12 protein-coding genes are annotated in these 15,095 nt (G+C 69.0%); 8 read left to right on the plus strand and 4 right to left on the minus strand.

What is annotated here, in order from left to right:
- Positions 1–712 (minus strand): GntR family transcriptional regulator (locus Mam01_RS23080; RefSeq protein ID WP_204287308.1); only part of this gene is annotated, 712 nt, incomplete at its 3' end.
- Positions 713–1,173: 461 nt separating this feature from the next.
- On the opposite strand from Mam01_RS23080, the gene Mam01_RS23085 reads away from it, so the two are divergent.
- The 6 genes from Mam01_RS23085 (at position 1,174) to Mam01_RS23110 (ending at position 8,208) form a co-directional block, all read left to right on the plus strand.
- On the plus strand, positions 1,174–2,538 hold the full coding sequence (locus Mam01_RS23085) for an extracellular solute-binding protein (protein WP_204287309.1): 1,365 nt from the start codon (positions 1,174–1,176) through the stop codon (positions 2,536–2,538).
- A complete protein-coding gene (locus tag Mam01_RS23090; protein ID WP_204287310.1) occupies positions 2,535–3,485 on the plus strand; it encodes a carbohydrate ABC transporter permease in 951 nt (316 codons plus the stop codon). The genes Mam01_RS23085 and Mam01_RS23090 overlap by 4 nt, the downstream gene beginning before the upstream one ends.
- Positions 3,485–4,396 (plus strand): carbohydrate ABC transporter permease, encoded by a 912-nt coding sequence (locus Mam01_RS23095; RefSeq protein ID WP_204287311.1) that lies wholly within the window; start codon positions 3,485–3,487, stop codon positions 4,394–4,396. The genes Mam01_RS23090 and Mam01_RS23095 overlap by 1 nt, the downstream gene beginning before the upstream one ends.
- The gene (locus Mam01_RS23100) at positions 4,396–5,463 is read left to right on the plus strand and encodes an ABC transporter ATP-binding protein (protein WP_150934170.1); all 1,068 of its coding nucleotides are present in this window, start codon (positions 4,396–4,398) and stop codon (positions 5,461–5,463) included. The genes Mam01_RS23095 and Mam01_RS23100 overlap by 1 nt, the downstream gene beginning before the upstream one ends.
- Positions 5,463–6,539, plus strand: coding sequence for an ABC transporter ATP-binding protein (locus Mam01_RS23105; protein ID WP_204287312.1), 1,077 nt, complete (start codon positions 5,463–5,465; stop codon positions 6,537–6,539). The genes Mam01_RS23100 and Mam01_RS23105 overlap by 1 nt, the downstream gene beginning before the upstream one ends.
- A 208-nt stretch (positions 6,540–6,747) precedes the next feature.
- The gene (locus Mam01_RS23110) at positions 6,748–8,208 is read left to right on the plus strand and encodes an NAD-dependent succinate-semialdehyde dehydrogenase (protein WP_150934172.1); all 1,461 of its coding nucleotides are present in this window, start codon (positions 6,748–6,750) and stop codon (positions 8,206–8,208) included.
- Here the strand turns inward: Mam01_RS23110 and Mam01_RS23115 are convergent.
- Entirely contained in the window at positions 8,184–8,369 is a 186-nt protein-coding gene (locus Mam01_RS23115) for a hypothetical protein (RefSeq protein WP_204287313.1), read from the minus strand. The two genes, Mam01_RS23110 and Mam01_RS23115, sit on opposite strands and share 25 nt — an antisense overlap.
- Between Mam01_RS23115 and Mam01_RS23120 the strand changes: the two genes are divergently transcribed.
- Positions 8,368–9,603 carry an iron-containing alcohol dehydrogenase gene (locus Mam01_RS23120; protein WP_204287314.1) on the plus strand — a complete coding sequence of 412 codons (1,236 nt, stop codon included), beginning with the start codon at positions 8,368–8,370 and terminating at the stop codon, positions 9,601–9,603. The two genes, Mam01_RS23115 and Mam01_RS23120, sit on opposite strands and share 2 nt — an antisense overlap.
- 179 nt (positions 9,604–9,782) lie before the next feature.
- Here the strand turns inward: Mam01_RS23120 and Mam01_RS23125 are convergent, their stop codons facing one another.
- Positions 9,783–12,674 carry a hypothetical protein gene (locus Mam01_RS23125; RefSeq protein WP_204287315.1) on the minus strand — a complete coding sequence of 964 codons (2,892 nt, stop codon included), beginning with the start codon at positions 12,672–12,674 and terminating at the stop codon, positions 9,783–9,785.
- A 338-nt stretch (positions 12,675–13,012) separates the two neighbouring features.
- Between Mam01_RS23125 and Mam01_RS23130 the strand changes: the two genes are divergently transcribed.
- Positions 13,013–14,770 carry an AfsR/SARP family transcriptional regulator gene (locus Mam01_RS23130; RefSeq protein ID WP_204287316.1) on the plus strand — a complete coding sequence of 586 codons (1,758 nt, stop codon included), beginning with the start codon at positions 13,013–13,015 and terminating at the stop codon, positions 14,768–14,770.
- Positions 14,771–14,825: 55 nt separating this feature from the next.
- Here the strand turns inward: Mam01_RS23130 and Mam01_RS23135 are convergent, their stop codons facing one another.
- A complete protein-coding gene (locus Mam01_RS23135) occupies positions 14,826–15,005 on the minus strand; it encodes a hypothetical protein (RefSeq protein WP_204287317.1) in 180 nt (59 codons plus the stop codon).
- Positions 15,006–15,095 lie beyond the last annotated feature (90 nt).

Genomic DNA, 15,095 nt, shown 5'->3' on the forward strand with positions numbered 1-15,095 from the left:
CCTCGTCGAACAATCGCCGGAACCGTTCGCCGGACCGCAGGATGTGCTGGCGCATGGCATAGGCGGCGGCGTCGGGGTCACGCGCGGCGATCGCGGCCAGGACTTCTTCGTGCTCTGCCATGGCCAAGTAGGTGACCTGGGTGTCGTGGAGAAGCCGGAACAGGTGCACGTGCGTGTGCAGGCGAGCGAGTGCTTCGCGGATGACCTGGTTCTCCGCGCTCAGGGCGACGAGATCGTGAAAAGCGGCGTCGCGTAGCCCGAAGGCGCCGTAGGCCATGAGCCCGTTGCCGCCCCCCTCCAGCTCCGCCATCTCCTCCAGCATTCGTCGCAGGCCGGCCACCTGCTTGGAGGATGCGCGTTCGGCGGATCGGCGCGCCGCCGCCGGCTCGAGGAGAAGGCGGAGCTCAAGCATGTCCTCGAATCGCTGACGGGTGATCTGGGGGGGAATGCGATAGCCGGCGTGGGGCACACGCACGACCAGGCCCTCGGCCTCCATACGGTTCAGAGCGTCTCGGATCGGCGTCTGTGAGACCCCCAGCTCTCGCGCCAGGACGTCAATCGTGACGCGGGAGCCAGGCTCGATCCGTAGCGACATCAGCTGTCCGAGCAGTGTGTCGTACACCTCGTCGGCGAGCCGGCCGCGAGATCTTCGCGGCGGCGTTCCGCCCGTCATGGCCCCACGGCGCCGCGCGATCATCACTTCGTCGTCCATCGTGACGTGAGGCCTTTCTTACGTTTTCGGAAAGCTGTTGACTTCGGTCGCAACGCTGCGGGATGTTGACGCCCCCACTCGGATCGTATAGGAAAGGTGGCGGATGCCAGCCATCCTTCACCCTCGCGAAATCCCCCCGTCATCTGCTCCGCTTCGATCAGTTGGAGCTCCAATGAGCATGCTCGACGTCCTACTCGGTTCGCCCCCGGGCCGATAAGGACCAAAGGACTTCTTGACTGCTTGAAGCCCCATCACGTCGCGGCGTACCCGTGACGCCGGTCTGCGGGTCAGCCCTGCGACAGCCGGCAACACGCCTGAACACCCCCAGCAACTGCTCGGCGAACCACGCAGCAGGGCTCCAGAACCTCCCCACCCAGAAAGCAGGCACGAAGATGCGGTATCCAAGGCGAATAGGACGACTGTCCGTTCCCAGTCGCAAGGCGCAGCTGGCGGCGGCGGCCATGTTGGTGGCCACGACCATGGCGGCCTGCGGCGGTGGCGGCGAGGACGACGGCGCGACGTCGAGCGCCCCCAAGGCGCCGGCGACCATCCCGGAGCTCACCAAGGACCCGCTGACCCTCAGCTTCATCTGGTTCGACTGGCCCCCCGCCCACGCGCTGGAGGACTTCGCGAACGCGGAGTACACCAAGGAGCGGTCGAACGTGACCATCAAGGTCAAGACCGTGCCGAACGCGAACTGGCACGACGCGATGTTCACCCAGTTCGCAGCGCGCAAGACCGACTTCGACATCCCGATCCTGGACTCGCAGCACATCGGCGAGGCCGTGACGAACGGCAACATCCTCGACATCACCGACTTCGTCAAGAAGAACATCGATGTCAAGGCCTACAACCCGTACCTCCTGGCGGCCTACGGCCAGTACCCCCAGGCGGAGACCGGCAAGCGCGACGAGAACGCCAGCCTGTACGGACTGCCACTGCTCGGCGACACCTGGACGATGATCTACCGCAAGGACCTGATCGGCGACAAGCCGCCGCAGACCTGGGACGAGATGATCTCCGTCGCCGAGAAGTGCCAGGCGGACAACCCCGGCGTCAGCGGGCTGGCTTTCCACCAGGCCAACGGCTCCGACGCCGCGGCCGTGACCTACAACACGGTCAACGGCGTCTACGGCGGCAACCTCTGGGACGCCAAGTCGCGCAAGATCGACGGCGTCGTCAACGACGCCGCGGGCCAGGAGGCGATGGACGTCCTGGTCAACAAGATGAAGCCGCTGACCGCCAAGGGCTCCGGCAACTGGTTCATCGACGAGGTGAACGCGGCGGTCGCCCAGGGCAAGGCATGCATCGCGTTCAACTGGATCGCCGCGAGCGGCGGCCTGCTCGACCCGAAGCAGTCGACGCTCGGCACCACCCGGGAGCAGATTCTCGACAAGCTGGGCTTCGCCCCCCTGCCGAGCCAGAAGACGAACCTGGTGCCTCTCGGCGGCATGGGGATGCACATCTCGGCCTACTCGCCCCAGGCGAACCAGGCGGAGGCCCTGAACTTCATGAAGTGGTTCGAGCAGGCTGACATCCAGAAGAAGTGGGCCGCGGCCGGTGGCGTGCCGGCGCGTACGGACGCCCTGGAGTCGCCCGAGTTCCTCAATGCCGGGCCGTTCAACAAGGTGTACGCCGACTCGGTTTCGCGGATGCGGGACATGTGGAATGTGCCCGAGTACGCGCGCCTCATCGACATTGAGAACACCAACGTGAACGCGGCTCTCAACGGCGCGAAGAAGCCGAAGGACGCGCTCGACGACATCGCCAAGGAGCAGCAGGCCGTGCTCGACTCCGGCAACCGCAAGGGTGGCGGCGGACTGTGAGTGAGTCCGCTCCTCTGACGATCGACCAGCCCGGGCAGGTGGCGTCCGCGACGCCGCCTGCACCGGGCCGGTCCCGCCGCCTGAGCGACCGCTGGCTCGCCGGGGCCTTCATCTCCCCCGCGTTGCTGCTGTTGCTCGCGATGTCGGTGTTCCCGTTGCTGTGGGCGTTGTACCTGTCTTTCACCGACTACTCGGCCACCCGCGGGGGGCCCGCCCATTTCGTCTGGTTCGAGAACTACACCGCCATCCTGACGTCGGCGCAGGTCCACCTGAGGGCCCTGACGACGTTGATCTACGTGGTCGGCGCGGTCGCCCTGCAGACCACGCTCGGTTTCTCCATCGCCTACCTGATCTCACGGCGCACGCACGGGCGAGGAGTGCTGACCACTCTGTTCCTGGTTCCGATGATGCTGTCGCCGGTCGTGGTCGGGTTGTTCTGGCGATTCATGCTCGACGCGCAGTTCGGCGTGATCAACAGCATGCTCGGCTCACTCGGCCTGGGGCAGGTGGAGTGGCTCACCCGGCAGGGAACGGCATTGCTTTCCCTGATCGTGGTCGACACCTGGCAGTGGACGCCGTTCATCATGCTCATCGCACTCGCGGGCCTTACCGCGGTCCCCAAGTACCTGTACGAGGCCGCCTCGATCGACCGGGCGTCCGAGTGGTTCCGGTTCCGCACCATCACTCTTCCGCTGGTGTGGCCGCTGCTCCTCATCGCCGTGTTGTTCAGGGCCATCGAGGCCTTCCGGCTGTTCGACCTCGTCTACATCCTCACCAGTGGAGGTCCGGGGGTCTCCACCGAGACGTTGTCGTTCCACGTCTACAAGGTCGCGTTCCTGGGCTTCAACACCGGAACCGCCTCGGCGTACGGGATCCTCATGGTCCTCATCGTCCTCGTCCTCACGCAGCTCTACCTGCGTTACTTGAACAAGCTCAAGGAGGACTGATGGCCGTCTCCGTCGACGAGGCCGTGTCCGCAGGTCCTGGCCGGGATCACACGCCCTCCAGACGGCGCCGTGGCGGCCGGGGCCGCTCGGTGCTGGAGGTCGCGCTGCTGACCGTGCTGGCCGTCGTGATGCTCTTTCCGGTGCTGTGGATGATCGAGACGTCCATCAAGGAGAACCGGGACGTCTACGCCATCCCGGCCAAGTTCTTCGACTTCAAGGTCACTCTCGACCACTTCAAGGACGTGTTCGCCGGCTCCGGCGGCGGTCGCTCGGCCTTGTCCGTCTCGTTCCTCAACTCCGTCGTGGTCGCCGGGGTCTCCACGGCGCTGGCCACCGTGCTGGGGGTCCCGGCGGCCTGGGCCTACTCACGCTTCTCCGTGAAGGCCAAGAAGGACCAGCTGTTCTTCATCCTGTCCACCCGCTTCATGCCGCCCGTGGTGGTCGTGATCCCGATCTTCCTCATGTACCGCCAACTCGGGCTCATCGACAACAAGCTCGGCCTGATCCTCATCTACACCGCGTTCAACGTCCCGTTCACGATCTGGATGATGAAGGGGTTCGTCGACGAGGTGCCCGCAGAGTACGAGGATGCCGCCATGCTCGACGGCTACACCCGCCTGCAGGCGTTCTGGAAATTCACCCTTCCCCTGCTCCTGCCCGGCATCGCCGCGACGGCGGTCTTCGCACTCATCTTCTCGTGGAACGAGTTCGTGTTCGCCATCTTCCTCACCTCCAGCGACAGCGTGCGGACGGCCCCACCCGCCATCGCCGGCCTCATCGGTGGAACCACTATTGACTGGGGTCTCGTGGCCGCCGCCTCCGTGGTCTTCGCCCTACCGGTGCTCGTCTTCGCCTACCTGGTGCGCAAGCACCTCGTCGCCGGTGTGACGCTCGGGGCGGTGCGACGCTGATGGCGGGCATCGAGGTGACCACCCTCCACAAGCGCTACCCGGACGGGACGGTCGCGGTCGAGCACGTGGACCTGTCCATCGGCGACGGCGAGCTGTTCGTGATGCTCGGCCCTTCGGGTTGCGGCAAGACGACCACGCTGCGGGCCATAGCCGGCCTGGAGAGGCAGACGTCGGGCGACATCCACATCGGCGACACGCTGGTCAACGACCTGCCGCCCGCCGAGCGCGACATCGCCATGGTGTTCCAGTTCTACGCTCTCTACCCGCACCTGAGGACCCGCGACAACCTGGCGTTCCCGCTGCGGGCCGAGGGACTGCCCAAGGCGGAGGTGCAGGAGCGGGTCGACGAGGCCGCCCGGCTGATGCGGCTCGGTCCGCTCCTGGACCGGCGACCGCACCGGCTGTCCGGCGGGGAGCAGCAGCGCGTCGCGCTCGCTCGCGCCCTGGTGCGACGACCGCGCGCATTCCTCATGGACGAACCCCTCACCAATCTGGACGCGGAGCTGAGGGCGGACATGCGCACGGAGATCAAGCACCTGCAGGGGGAACTGGGGACGACGATGGTCTACGTCACCCACGACCAGGTCGAGGCGATGTCGCTCGGTCACAGAATCGCCATCCTCAACAAGGGCCGCGTCGAGCAGATCGGCACGCCGCTGGAGGTCTACGACCGTCCGGCGAGTCTCTTCTGCGCCGCGTTCATCGGCTCCCCGCCGATGAACCTGATCGAGGTGGAGGTGGCCGACGGGAAGCTGCGCAGTCAGGGCGGACTGGTCCTCACGCCACCGCCAGGCCTGCCGCGCGACCGTCGCCTGGTCGCAGGCGTCCGTCCGGAGGCGCTGGAAGTCACAGAACCAGGGGCGGAAGGTTCGGTCCCGGCCCGCGTGGTCTCGGCGGAGTGGCTGGGCGACGAAATCATCTACGTGGTCGACCACGGCGGCCAGCGCGAGGTACGAGTTCGGATGGCACCGACTGTCCGTTTCGCTGCTGACGCACCGGTCGGGCTGCGGCACACCGGCGGGCCCCCGCCGGTCTACGACGTGGACACGGAAGAGCTGGTGGCCTGATGGGAACCGTGGCAGTACACGGGCTGCGCAAGTCCTTCGGCAAGGTCCAGGCCCTGGACGGGGTGACGCTGGACGTGCCGGACGGTTCGTTCTTCGTCGTGCTCGGGCCCTCCGGAGCAGGCAAGACGACGACCCTGCGAGCGATCGCCGGCCTTGAGAAGCTTGACGCCGGGTCGGTGCATCTGGACGGGAGGGACGCGACCGCTGACACCCCGGCCGCACGCGACCTGGCCATGGTCTTCCAGAGCTACGCCCTCTACCCGCGACGCACGGCGTACGAGAACATCGCTTCGCCGCTGCGGGCCCGCCGCTGTTCTTCGAGCGAGATCGCCGCTGCCGTCGAGCAGATGTCGAGCCTGCTGCACATCGAACGCCTGCTGCAGCGTCGTCCCGCGCAGATGTCGGGCGGTGAGATGCAGCGTGTCGCCCTGGCCCGGGCGCTGGTCCGTCGCCCGCGCGCGTTTCTCATGGACGAGCCGCTGACGAACCTCGACCTCAAGCTCCGCGTCGAGATGCGCACCGAGCTCACCCGCATCCACCGGAGCCTCGGGGGGACCTTCGTCTACGTGACCAACGACCAGGTCGAGGCCCTGTCCATGGCCGACCGGGTCGCGGTCCTCAAGGAGGGCAAGGTGCAGCAGGTCGGAACGCCGGCCGAGGTGTACGAGCGTCCCGCCAACCAGTGGGTCGCAGGCTTCGTCGGGAGCCCGGCGATCAGCCTGCTCGCCTGCCGCGCCGAGGGAGATCGTCTGGTCGGGGCGGAAGGCTGGACGCTGCCGCGGCCCCGCTGGACCACGGCTGAGAACGGTCGTCCGCTGCTGCTGGGCCTGCGCGCGGAGGACCTGTCCGTCGAGCGGCGTGGGGACACGTCGTTGCCGGGTGAGCTCTACGGCCTTGAGCCGCTCGGTGACCGGACGGTGGTCGACGTCCAAGTGGGGACGGAGATGCTCAAGGTCAAGGCACGGCCCACCTTCACCGGTACGCCGGGCGAGCGGCTGCATGTCACGGTCGACCTGGACCGTGCGCACCTGTTCGACGCGGGCACCGGGCTGGCGCTGTCCGAGTCCGGGAGGTAAGCGCGCAGGGCGGCGACGTCACCATGCGCCCGCACACGGCAATCGAGCCTCGGCGGACCGTCACCGGTGAGCACGGCCTGACGACGCCGAAGCAGCCATGGCCCGAGAAGGCGATCGGTGGCGCGGGGCGTCGCCCTGCAGCCACGCGCGTGGCGCGATCGCCGAGGTCACGCTGGACACCACCAAGAACATCACAGGAGGCGACGCGATGAGTGACCCGATGAACGTCCTGGCCCCCGAGCACCGGCGGCTCCGGATCGGCGACGCCTGGCGCGACGCCGCCGGCGGAGCCACCTTTGCCGTCGAGGACCCGGCCACCGGCGAGACCATCGCCGAGGTGGCGGACGCCGAGGTCGGCGACGGGCTCGACGCTCTGGACGCGGCGAGCAAGGCGATGGCGGAGTGGGCGGCGACCCCGCCGCGAAAACGGTCAGAGTTGTTGACCGCGACGTACCGGGCACTGACCGAGCGATCCGAGGAGGTCGCCCGGCTGATAACGCTCGAGATGGGCAAGCCGCTCGCGGAGGCTCGGGCAGAGGTGGCCTACGGCGCCGAGTTCTTCCGTTGGTTCGCCGAGGAGGCGGTGCGCGTCGAGGGGCGCTACAACACCGCTCCCAATGGTGGATATCGCATCCTCACCGTGCCGAAGCCGGTCGGACCGTGCGTCTTCGTGACGCCCTGGAACTTCCCGTTGGCGATGGGTGCCCGCAAGATCGCTCCTGCGCTGGCGGCGGGCTGCACGACGATCACCAAGCCGGCCGCCCAGACGCCACTCACCATGCTGTTCCTGGCCCGCATCATGGAGGAGGTCGGCGTTCCCCCGGGCGTCGTCAACGTCGTGACGACCAAGCGTTCCGGCAAGGTGGTCTCAGCACTGCTGGCCGACCGTCGGACCCGCAAGCTTTCGTTCACCGGGTCGACCGAGGTCGGGCGCGTGCTGCTACGACAGGCGGCGGACAACGTGCTGCGCACCTCCATGGAACTGGGCGGCAACGCGGCCCTGATCGTGTGTGCCGACGCGGACCTGGACGTCGCGCTCGACGGTGCCATGGTCGCCAAGATGCGCAACATCGGGGAGTCCTGCATCGCGGCCAACCGGATCTACGTCGAGGAGCCGGTGCGCGAGGAGTTCACGGCGCGCTTCGCCAAGCGGATGGGCGCGCTCTCGGTGGGCCATGGTCTCGACGACGGCGTGGACGTCGGGGCGTTGATCGACGATGCCTCGGTCACGCAGATCGACGAGCTCGTCGCCGACGCGGTCGATCGCGGCGCCCGTGTCCTGGTGGGCGGCGAGCGTCCGGATGGGCCGGGCCACTTCTACCCGCCCACGGTCCTCGTCGACGTGCCCGAGGACGCGCGGATCCTGGAGACGGAAATCTTCGGCCCGGTGGCGCCGATCATCTCGTTCACGTCCGACGACGAGGTGATTGCTAAGGCCAACGACACCGAGCACGGCCTGGTCGGATACGTCTTCACCCGTGACCTCCAGCGGGCGCTCCGGTTCGCCGAGGGGCTGGAGACGGGGATGGTCGGCATCAACCGTGGCCTGATCTCGGACCCGTCTGCTCCGTTCGGAGGCGTGAAGCAGTCGGGGATCGGCAAGGAGGGGTCGCACGAGGGCATCCTCGAGTACCTCGACGTCACCTACGCGGCGATCGACCTGCCGTGACCGGCCTGCTGCTCCGGGCGCCCGGGCACGACCGAGTCCGGGCGCCCGGCGCGCGCCCGCGCCACCCGGCAGCCAACCTCGCCGACGCCGTCCCGGTCTCGCAGGTGACCTGGACGTCCGCCCAGCACATCACCGCCGACGTTCCAGAGAGGCACTGACATGCTTGAGACCGTCCGCGGACCACGCCAGCTGATAGTGGGCGAAGGGGTCGCGCAGAACATCCCGCGAGTGGTGGCCGAGTGTGGCTCGCGGGTCCTCGTCGTGACCGACCGGGTTCTTCTGGGGCAGCCGAGTGTGGCCGAGATTGTGGCCGCCGTGCGGGAGAAGGTCGCAGTCGTCGGGGTGTTCGCCGACGCGACTCCGGACGTGCCACTCACCGATGTCGCCCTGGCCGTCTCGGTCGCCGCAGAGGTGGACGCCGACGTGATCCTCGCCATCGGCGGTGGCACGGTGATCGACCTCGCCAAAATCGTCGGCGTCATCCGGCGCCACGGTGGGTCGCCGCGCGACTTCTACGGCGAGTCGAAGGTGCCGGGGCCGACGATTCCTCTCGTCGCGGTCCCGACGACGTCAGGCACCGGCTCCGAGCTCACGCCCGTCTCGGTGCTGACCGACCCGGACCGCGAGCTGAAGGTGGGGGTCTCCAGCGTCCACATCGTGCCCGACTTCGCCATCGTCGACCCCGAGCTCACCTACAGCTGTCCTGCGACCGTCAGCGCCCACTCCGGCATCGACGCGTTCTGTCACGCGGTGGAGAGCTACACCGCGCGGCCCCGGGCCCACGAACCGCGCGACCCGGTGGAGCAGGTCTTCCTCGGCCGCAACCCGGTCACCGATCACTACGCGCTGCTGGCCGCCGAGCGGATCGCCCGCAGCCTGCCCCGCGTCGTCAGGGACGGAGGCGACAAGGACGCGCGCGCGGACATGTCCTACGGGTCCATGCTGGCCGGGCTCGCGTTCGCCCACGCGGGCACCGCGGCTCCGCACGCCCTCCAGTATCCCATCGGCGCAGCCACCCACACGCCGCACGGCCTGGGCGTCGGGCTGCTGCTGCCCTACGCTCTGGACGCGGCCAAGGATGCCATCAGCGACCGGTTGGCCGTCCTCGCCAAGGTGTGCGGGCTCGACGTGACCGGCGCCTCGGATGCCGAGGCCGCGGACATGTTCCTCACCTGGCTCGACGGGCTCCTTGCCGACATCGGCATCCCTGCCTCCTTGGCGGACATCGGCGTGGCACGCGCCGACCTCCCGCGCTTCGCGGAGATGGCCGGCGGCGTCACCCGCTTGATCCAGAACCATCCGGGCCCGGCCGACACCGCCAGCCTGACCGCGATCCTCGAAGCGGCCTGGAGCGGGGACCGGACCCGACGCGTCCTGACTCCCGAGCAGCGATAGCGACGGGTCTTTCACAAGACGACAGGTTCCCTTCCCAGGCCTGACGTACGGCTGCACACCCACCAGGCCGGCCACCACCCCGGGATCATTTCCTCACCCGCCCGACAGGTGGCCGGCGCTGCGGGGTGAACTCGTGCGCCGGCCGGTCGAAGGATTTCCGGCGAATACTACGGCGACCCCTACTTGACCGCTCGGGCGACCAGCTCGCGTAGCTGCTTCGCCTCCTTCGACTCCCCCGCGGCGTCGAGCTTGAGGGTCGCGGCGATGGCCTTGAACCGCCAGGGAGCGAGGACCACCGCCGCGCGGCACAGCGCCGCGAGGACGGCGGGGTCGCTGCCGGGGTTCTTCGCCTTGAACGTGAGCAGCTCGTCGGCGAGATAACGCTGGGTCTCGATCGTGACCGAACCCGCCGGCCTCGTGAAGAACTCGACGAGCAGCGGCATCACGTTGCCCTTGCCCATGACGTTCTGGAGGGCGAACGCGCAGTAGGACGCCACGATGTTGTCCCGGTACTTCGCGATGAGGGAGTCCTGGTCGTCCCGGACGTCGCCCAGTGCCACCAGATGTTCCTTCACCACGTCCATTGTCAGCGCGCCGAGATCGACCTTCGAGCCTTCCGGCTTCTTCGCGCCGGGGGGCGTGTTGAGCGCCAGGTGGCCGAACGCGTAGAAGTACTCGACCATCGTCGCCTTCGACTCGTGGCCGGTGTTGATGCGCACGTACTTGCCCTCGACGCCACCGGCGCTCGGGATCCCGCCGACGAACGACGTCCGCAGGAACGAGAAGCTGTCGCGCTTGTCGATCATCTGGAGCTTCTGGAACAGCTTGTCGACGTCGCCGGTGGGCGTCGTACGCAGGATCAGGGGGATGCCCTCCACGTACGGCGTGCCCTGCCGGAGGTCCGTCTTGTCGATGGGCCAGCAGAACTCGTCCACGAACCTGGCGTTCACGGCGGCGCTGCGCATCAGCGCCAGCTCGTCGCGGTGCCCGTGCCTGAGCATGTGCATCACGAGCTGCGCCTCGTCGTGCTGGGTGAGGTCGAGACTGAGGTCCTGCAGCAGCGCCTCGGCCCGCGCGGACGCGGATTCGAGGTTGCCCTTCGCCGACAGCAGCGTGAGATCGCCGGCGGCCACCTTGCCGGTGCCGAACGAGGCGTACTTCTGGAAGCTCTTGCACAGGAAGATCTCGAGCGCGCCGGCGGCGACGGCGTCTTTCAGGCCGTCGAGCACGATCTCGGTCTGGCTCTTGCCGCCCTGCTTGGGCGCGATCTCGATGGTGGTGTCGATGATCAGCGCGAACGGCGCGTCACCCTTCTTGTGCGTCTTCACACTCTGCAGGACGTCGGTCACGAGTTTCTCCGGGGACGGCGCGAAGGCGGGCGTGCTCGGGTTCAGCGCCGCCACCAGGACGTCCTTGTGGGGCGTCACCTTCTCGCCCTTCTTGAGCTTGCCGAGCAGGAACGCGGTCTCGTAGTAGTCGATCGTCTCCGTTGACCGCGAGACCTCCTCCTGGTCCCGCGACGACAGCGCGATGTGGAGCGCGGTGGCGATGGCGTCCATGCCGCTCGTCGTGAGGTGGCTGTCGACCTGGATCTTGTCGCCCTCCACCAGCTTCGCGATGCCCGGCGCCCGCTCCAGCAGGATCGCCCGCATCGTCGTGCGGTAGTCGGTCCAGTTGTAGTACTTGGCCACGGCGACGACGACGGCGATCTCGTCCATCATCAGGTCGACCGCGCGCATCGCCACCGTGGGGTTGTCCACGTTCTCCACGACGATGTCGAGGAGCCGGCTCAGCGAGCGCAGGGCGTTGGCGGTCAGCGCGTCGAAGCGCTTCGGGCCGAGCTCGTCGGTCAGGCCCAGAACCAGGTGCTCCACCATCGCGCACACCGGCGCGATCTCCCTCTTCTCCCGCGCGATCTCCTGGAGCCGGGAGAAGGGACTGCCGGTGATGAGCCGCACGAGGTCGGCCCGGGTGTCGACGGTGAAGTTCGTCTTCGGCGGGGTCTTGCCCGTGTCCATGAGCTCGTACAGCTGGTAGGCCGACGGCGTCGCGCCGAGCTCGTACAGGATCTTGTCCCACTCGATCTTCGTGTACGCGCCGGTGCCGCTCAGCACGCTGACGCCCGACTTCCCGACGAGCGGCGTGACCGTGAGGTTCTCCAGCACGTCGGGGCCCACCACCATCTCGAGCTTGCGCAGCACGCGCGGGCTGCTGACCAGGATGTCGGTGCCCGACCTCCCGACCTTCTTCAGCTTCTCGGCGAGTTCGCCGAGCGCGTCGTGCTGGTCCGACGCCCCGCTTCCCTTCAGCTTCTTGACGAACTCGTCCAGGGTGTCGCGGAAGTTCGTGCGCCAATAGCTGGCCGCGAGATCGTTCTGGGTCGACAGGCCCGTGAGCGAGCTGCGCTGGCTCTTCGCCGCGCGGAACCCCATCTGGGCGACGAGGTGCTCCTGTGTCGTGTCCCGCACGATGTCCCCGAGCTCCTCACGGCGCCCCTTCGAGTACGCCGCCTTGACACCGATGGAGTCGAGGAGATCCAGCACCACCCGGAGATGCCCCACCGAGGAGGCGTCGCTCTCGTCCTCGACCCGGCGCGCGAGCTCGACCAGGTCGACGGTGACCTTCCCCGCCGCGGCCAGGTCGAGCGCGTCCAGCGTCTCCCAGTCGGGGCCCTTGTCGGTCTTCTCGGGAGGCGCCGGCTTCGACTTCGGCGGGAGGAGGTCGAGGCTGTGGCGTATGTCGGTGTGCTGCGACGTGGACTGCTCCTTCGGCGCCTCCCGCACCAGGTGGGCGAGCCGGACCGCGGCGGTCGCCTTCATGAAGCCCCGGGCGATGTCGCCCATGAGCTGCCTGACGAGGAGCTCGGACATCGTGCTGCGCTCGCGCGCCGACCGCTGGGCCAGCGTCTCGGCGATGAGCTTCACCGACGCGAGCGCGTTGGCCGGGCTGGGGTCCTTCTCCAGCTCCTGGGCGACCGCTTCGGCCGTTGATTCGCCGGGCAGCGCGACGAACGCCTTCCAGCTCCTGGGTAACGCCGCACCTGCCGAAGACTCGCTCGACATGATCGACATGATTTCCTCCTGGTGGCCCCCGTACGCGGGGACGGGCGGACGACGGCGGCGGCGACGCCCCCGATGCTGGCCCTTGGAACGGTCCGCGTCAACGGTCCGCGTCAATGGGCGCGCCGCCCCGCCGCGGCCGGCCGTCCGGAACAGTCCGGAACCGCTGTCCGAGGCACTGTCCGGAACTGTTCCGGACACCCACGGCGCTTGTGAGCGGCTCGCCAGGACAGCGATCTTGGTGAGGTTCTCCTCACCCGCTCCTCGCGAGACGCCACGGGAGGCTTCCGCATGCACCGATCACGACGCTCGACGCGAACGTGCGCCCCGTCCGACCCCCGGAGGGAGGAGTGAACCTCCGCTTCGGGTTGCTCGGCCCGGTTCAGCTGCACCGGAACGGCCGGCCGGTCCCGGTCGGCACCCCCAAACAGCGCGCCCTGCTGACCGCGCTGCTGCTGGAACCCAACCGGGTCGTGTCGATCGACCGGCTCGTCACGTCCGTGTGGGACGCCGAGCCGCCCCGCTTCGCGGTCGCCAACGTCCGCACCTACGTCAACCGCCTGCGCGGCACGATCGGCGACGGCGACCGGCTGACAGCCCGCCAGCCCGGCTACGTCCTCGCCGTACGGGACGGCGAACTGGACGTGACCGAGTTCGCCGACGCCCTGCGGCAGGGCAGGCGGTCACTGTCGGCCGGTCGGCCGGACGCGGCGCTGCGGCAGGTGTCCGCGGCTCTCACGCGGTGGCGGGGCGACCCCGCCGAGGACGTGCCCCGCTCGGCGGCGCTCGGCCCGCGCCTGGACGCCCTCGCCGAGCAGCGGTGCCTCGCCCTGGAGACGCTGGCGGAAGCCCGGCTCATGCTGGGCGAGCACGCCGACGCGGTGGCGGAGTTACGCGAGACGGTGGCCGCCCATCCGACCAGGGAACGGCTGTGGGGCGCCCTCATGCTCGCGTTGTACCGCACCGGCGACTCCGCCGCCGCACTCGCCGCCTATGGACAGGCACGGGCGTTCCTGGCGGAGGAACTGGGCGTCGAGCCCGGCCCCGAGCTGGCCGGGCTGCACCGGCGGATACTCGACCGCGACCCCGTGCTCCGCGCGGCTCCCGAGGCGCCCGTCCCGGGGCCGGTCCCGGCGGTGACGGCGCCGGGATGTCTGGTGGGCCGCGAGCCGGAGCTGAAGGAGATCGTCGCGGCGATCGGCGCCTGTCCGCCGCGACCTGTCGCCATAAGCGGCCCGGCTGGGGTGGGCAAGTCGGCCCTGGCCCGGCACGCCGTCCACGCGGCGGCGCCCGGCTTCCCCGGCGGCGTGCATCACATCGATCTGCGCGCCCTTCCCCGGCCCGGCCCGTACGAGACGCTGGTCCGGCTGCTGGGACGGCTGGGGCTGGCCGACGGCGAGATCGCCGCGGATCTCGACGAGGCGCTGCACCAGCTCAGGACGGCCACGACCGCGAGGCACGCGCTGGTCCTCCTCGACAACGTGACCAGCGAGGAGCAGGTGCGCCCGCTGGTCACCGGCTGCCCGGGTTGCCGGTTCGTCGTCACCAGCAGGAGGACGCTCGCGGCGCTCGACGACGTCGAGCACCTGCCTCTCGCTCCCCTTGCCGACGACGCGGCGTACGAGATGCTCGCCCGCCTCTGCGGCCGGGACCGGGTCGACCCGGCGCAGGCGAGCAGGGTGGGCCGGCTCTGCGACAACCTGCCGCTCGCGCTGGAGATCGCGGGCAAGCGCCTCGCCGTCCGACGGGAGTGGACGGCCGAGGCGTTCGCCGACATTCTGACCGGCGACGAGCACCGGCTCGACCTGCTGACCTGCGGCGACCTTTCCGTACGGGCCGCCATCGACCTCGACTACCAGGCCCTGCGGCGCTCCGGGGAGACGGCGGACGGCGGCGCGCTGGCCCTGTTCCACCGCCTCGGCGAGCGCGGCCTGGCCGACTGCGGGCCTGCGGCGGCCGCCGAGCTCCTCGGATGCGACCGGCGTACGGCGGCGGCGGCGCTCGGCAGGCTGGCCGATCTCCGCCTGATGGAGCCGCTGGCCCCCGACCACTACCGGATGAACGGCCTCACCCGCCTGTACGCCATGGAGATGGCCGCGACCACGTGACGACGGCGGCGGAGCGCCCCGGCCCCCATGTCTGAGGGCGCTCCGCCGTGCTCGTTCAGCAGGTGTATTCATATCCGGTGCAGTAGCGGCCGCCGGGGATCTCCGCTCCGCTGCAGCAGTACCGGCGAGCGCAGGTTCCCGAATACTCGTACCAGCAGTTGATCGCCTCGGCCTTCGCGGCCGGGACCAGGCGGGCGACCATCCGGTCGGCCAGCCGCTGAATCGTCCGTGTCATGTCGTCTTCCTCCTGGTGAAAGGACATCTTCCACACCGACGTTAGGAGCGGCCTCGATCATCGAGATACCACTCCGATACACGGGCGCTT

Origin of the sequence: Microbispora amethystogenes, assembly GCF_016863015.1 — a bacterium.
In the GTDB taxonomy this organism is placed as follows: Bacteria; Actinomycetota; Actinomycetes; order Streptosporangiales; family Streptosporangiaceae; genus Microbispora; species Microbispora amethystogenes.

What these genes read in the sequence shown, in the direction of transcription:
- Mam01_RS23110 (WP_150934172.1), top strand. Translation starts at nt 6,748, where the DNA reads ATGAGTGACCCGATGAACGTCCTGGCCCCCGAGCACCGGCGGCTCCGG.
- Mam01_RS23095 (WP_204287311.1), top strand. Translation starts at nt 3,485, where the DNA reads ATGGCCGTCTCCGTCGACGAGGCCGTGTCCGCAGGTCCTGGCCGGGAT.
- Mam01_RS23120 (WP_204287314.1), top strand. Translation starts at nt 8,368, where the DNA reads ATGCTTGAGACCGTCCGCGGACCACGCCAGCTGATAGTGGGCGAAGGG.
- Mam01_RS23125 (WP_204287315.1), bottom strand. Translation starts at nt 12,674, where the DNA reads ATGTCGATCATGTCGAGCGAGTCTTCGGCAGGTGCGGCGTTACCCAGG.
- Mam01_RS23105 (WP_204287312.1), top strand. Translation starts at nt 5,463, where the DNA reads ATGGGAACCGTGGCAGTACACGGGCTGCGCAAGTCCTTCGGCAAGGTC.
- Mam01_RS23085 (WP_204287309.1), top strand. Translation starts at nt 1,174, where the DNA reads ATGTTGGTGGCCACGACCATGGCGGCCTGCGGCGGTGGCGGCGAGGAC.
- Mam01_RS23115 (WP_204287313.1), bottom strand. Translation starts at nt 8,369, where the DNA reads ATGTCAGTGCCTCTCTGGAACGTCGGCGGTGATGTGCTGGGCGGACGT.
- Mam01_RS23135 (WP_204287317.1), bottom strand. Translation starts at nt 15,005, where the DNA reads ATGACACGGACGATTCAGCGGCTGGCCGACCGGATGGTCGCCCGCCTG.
- Mam01_RS23100 (WP_150934170.1), top strand. Translation starts at nt 4,396, where the DNA reads ATGGCGGGCATCGAGGTGACCACCCTCCACAAGCGCTACCCGGACGGG.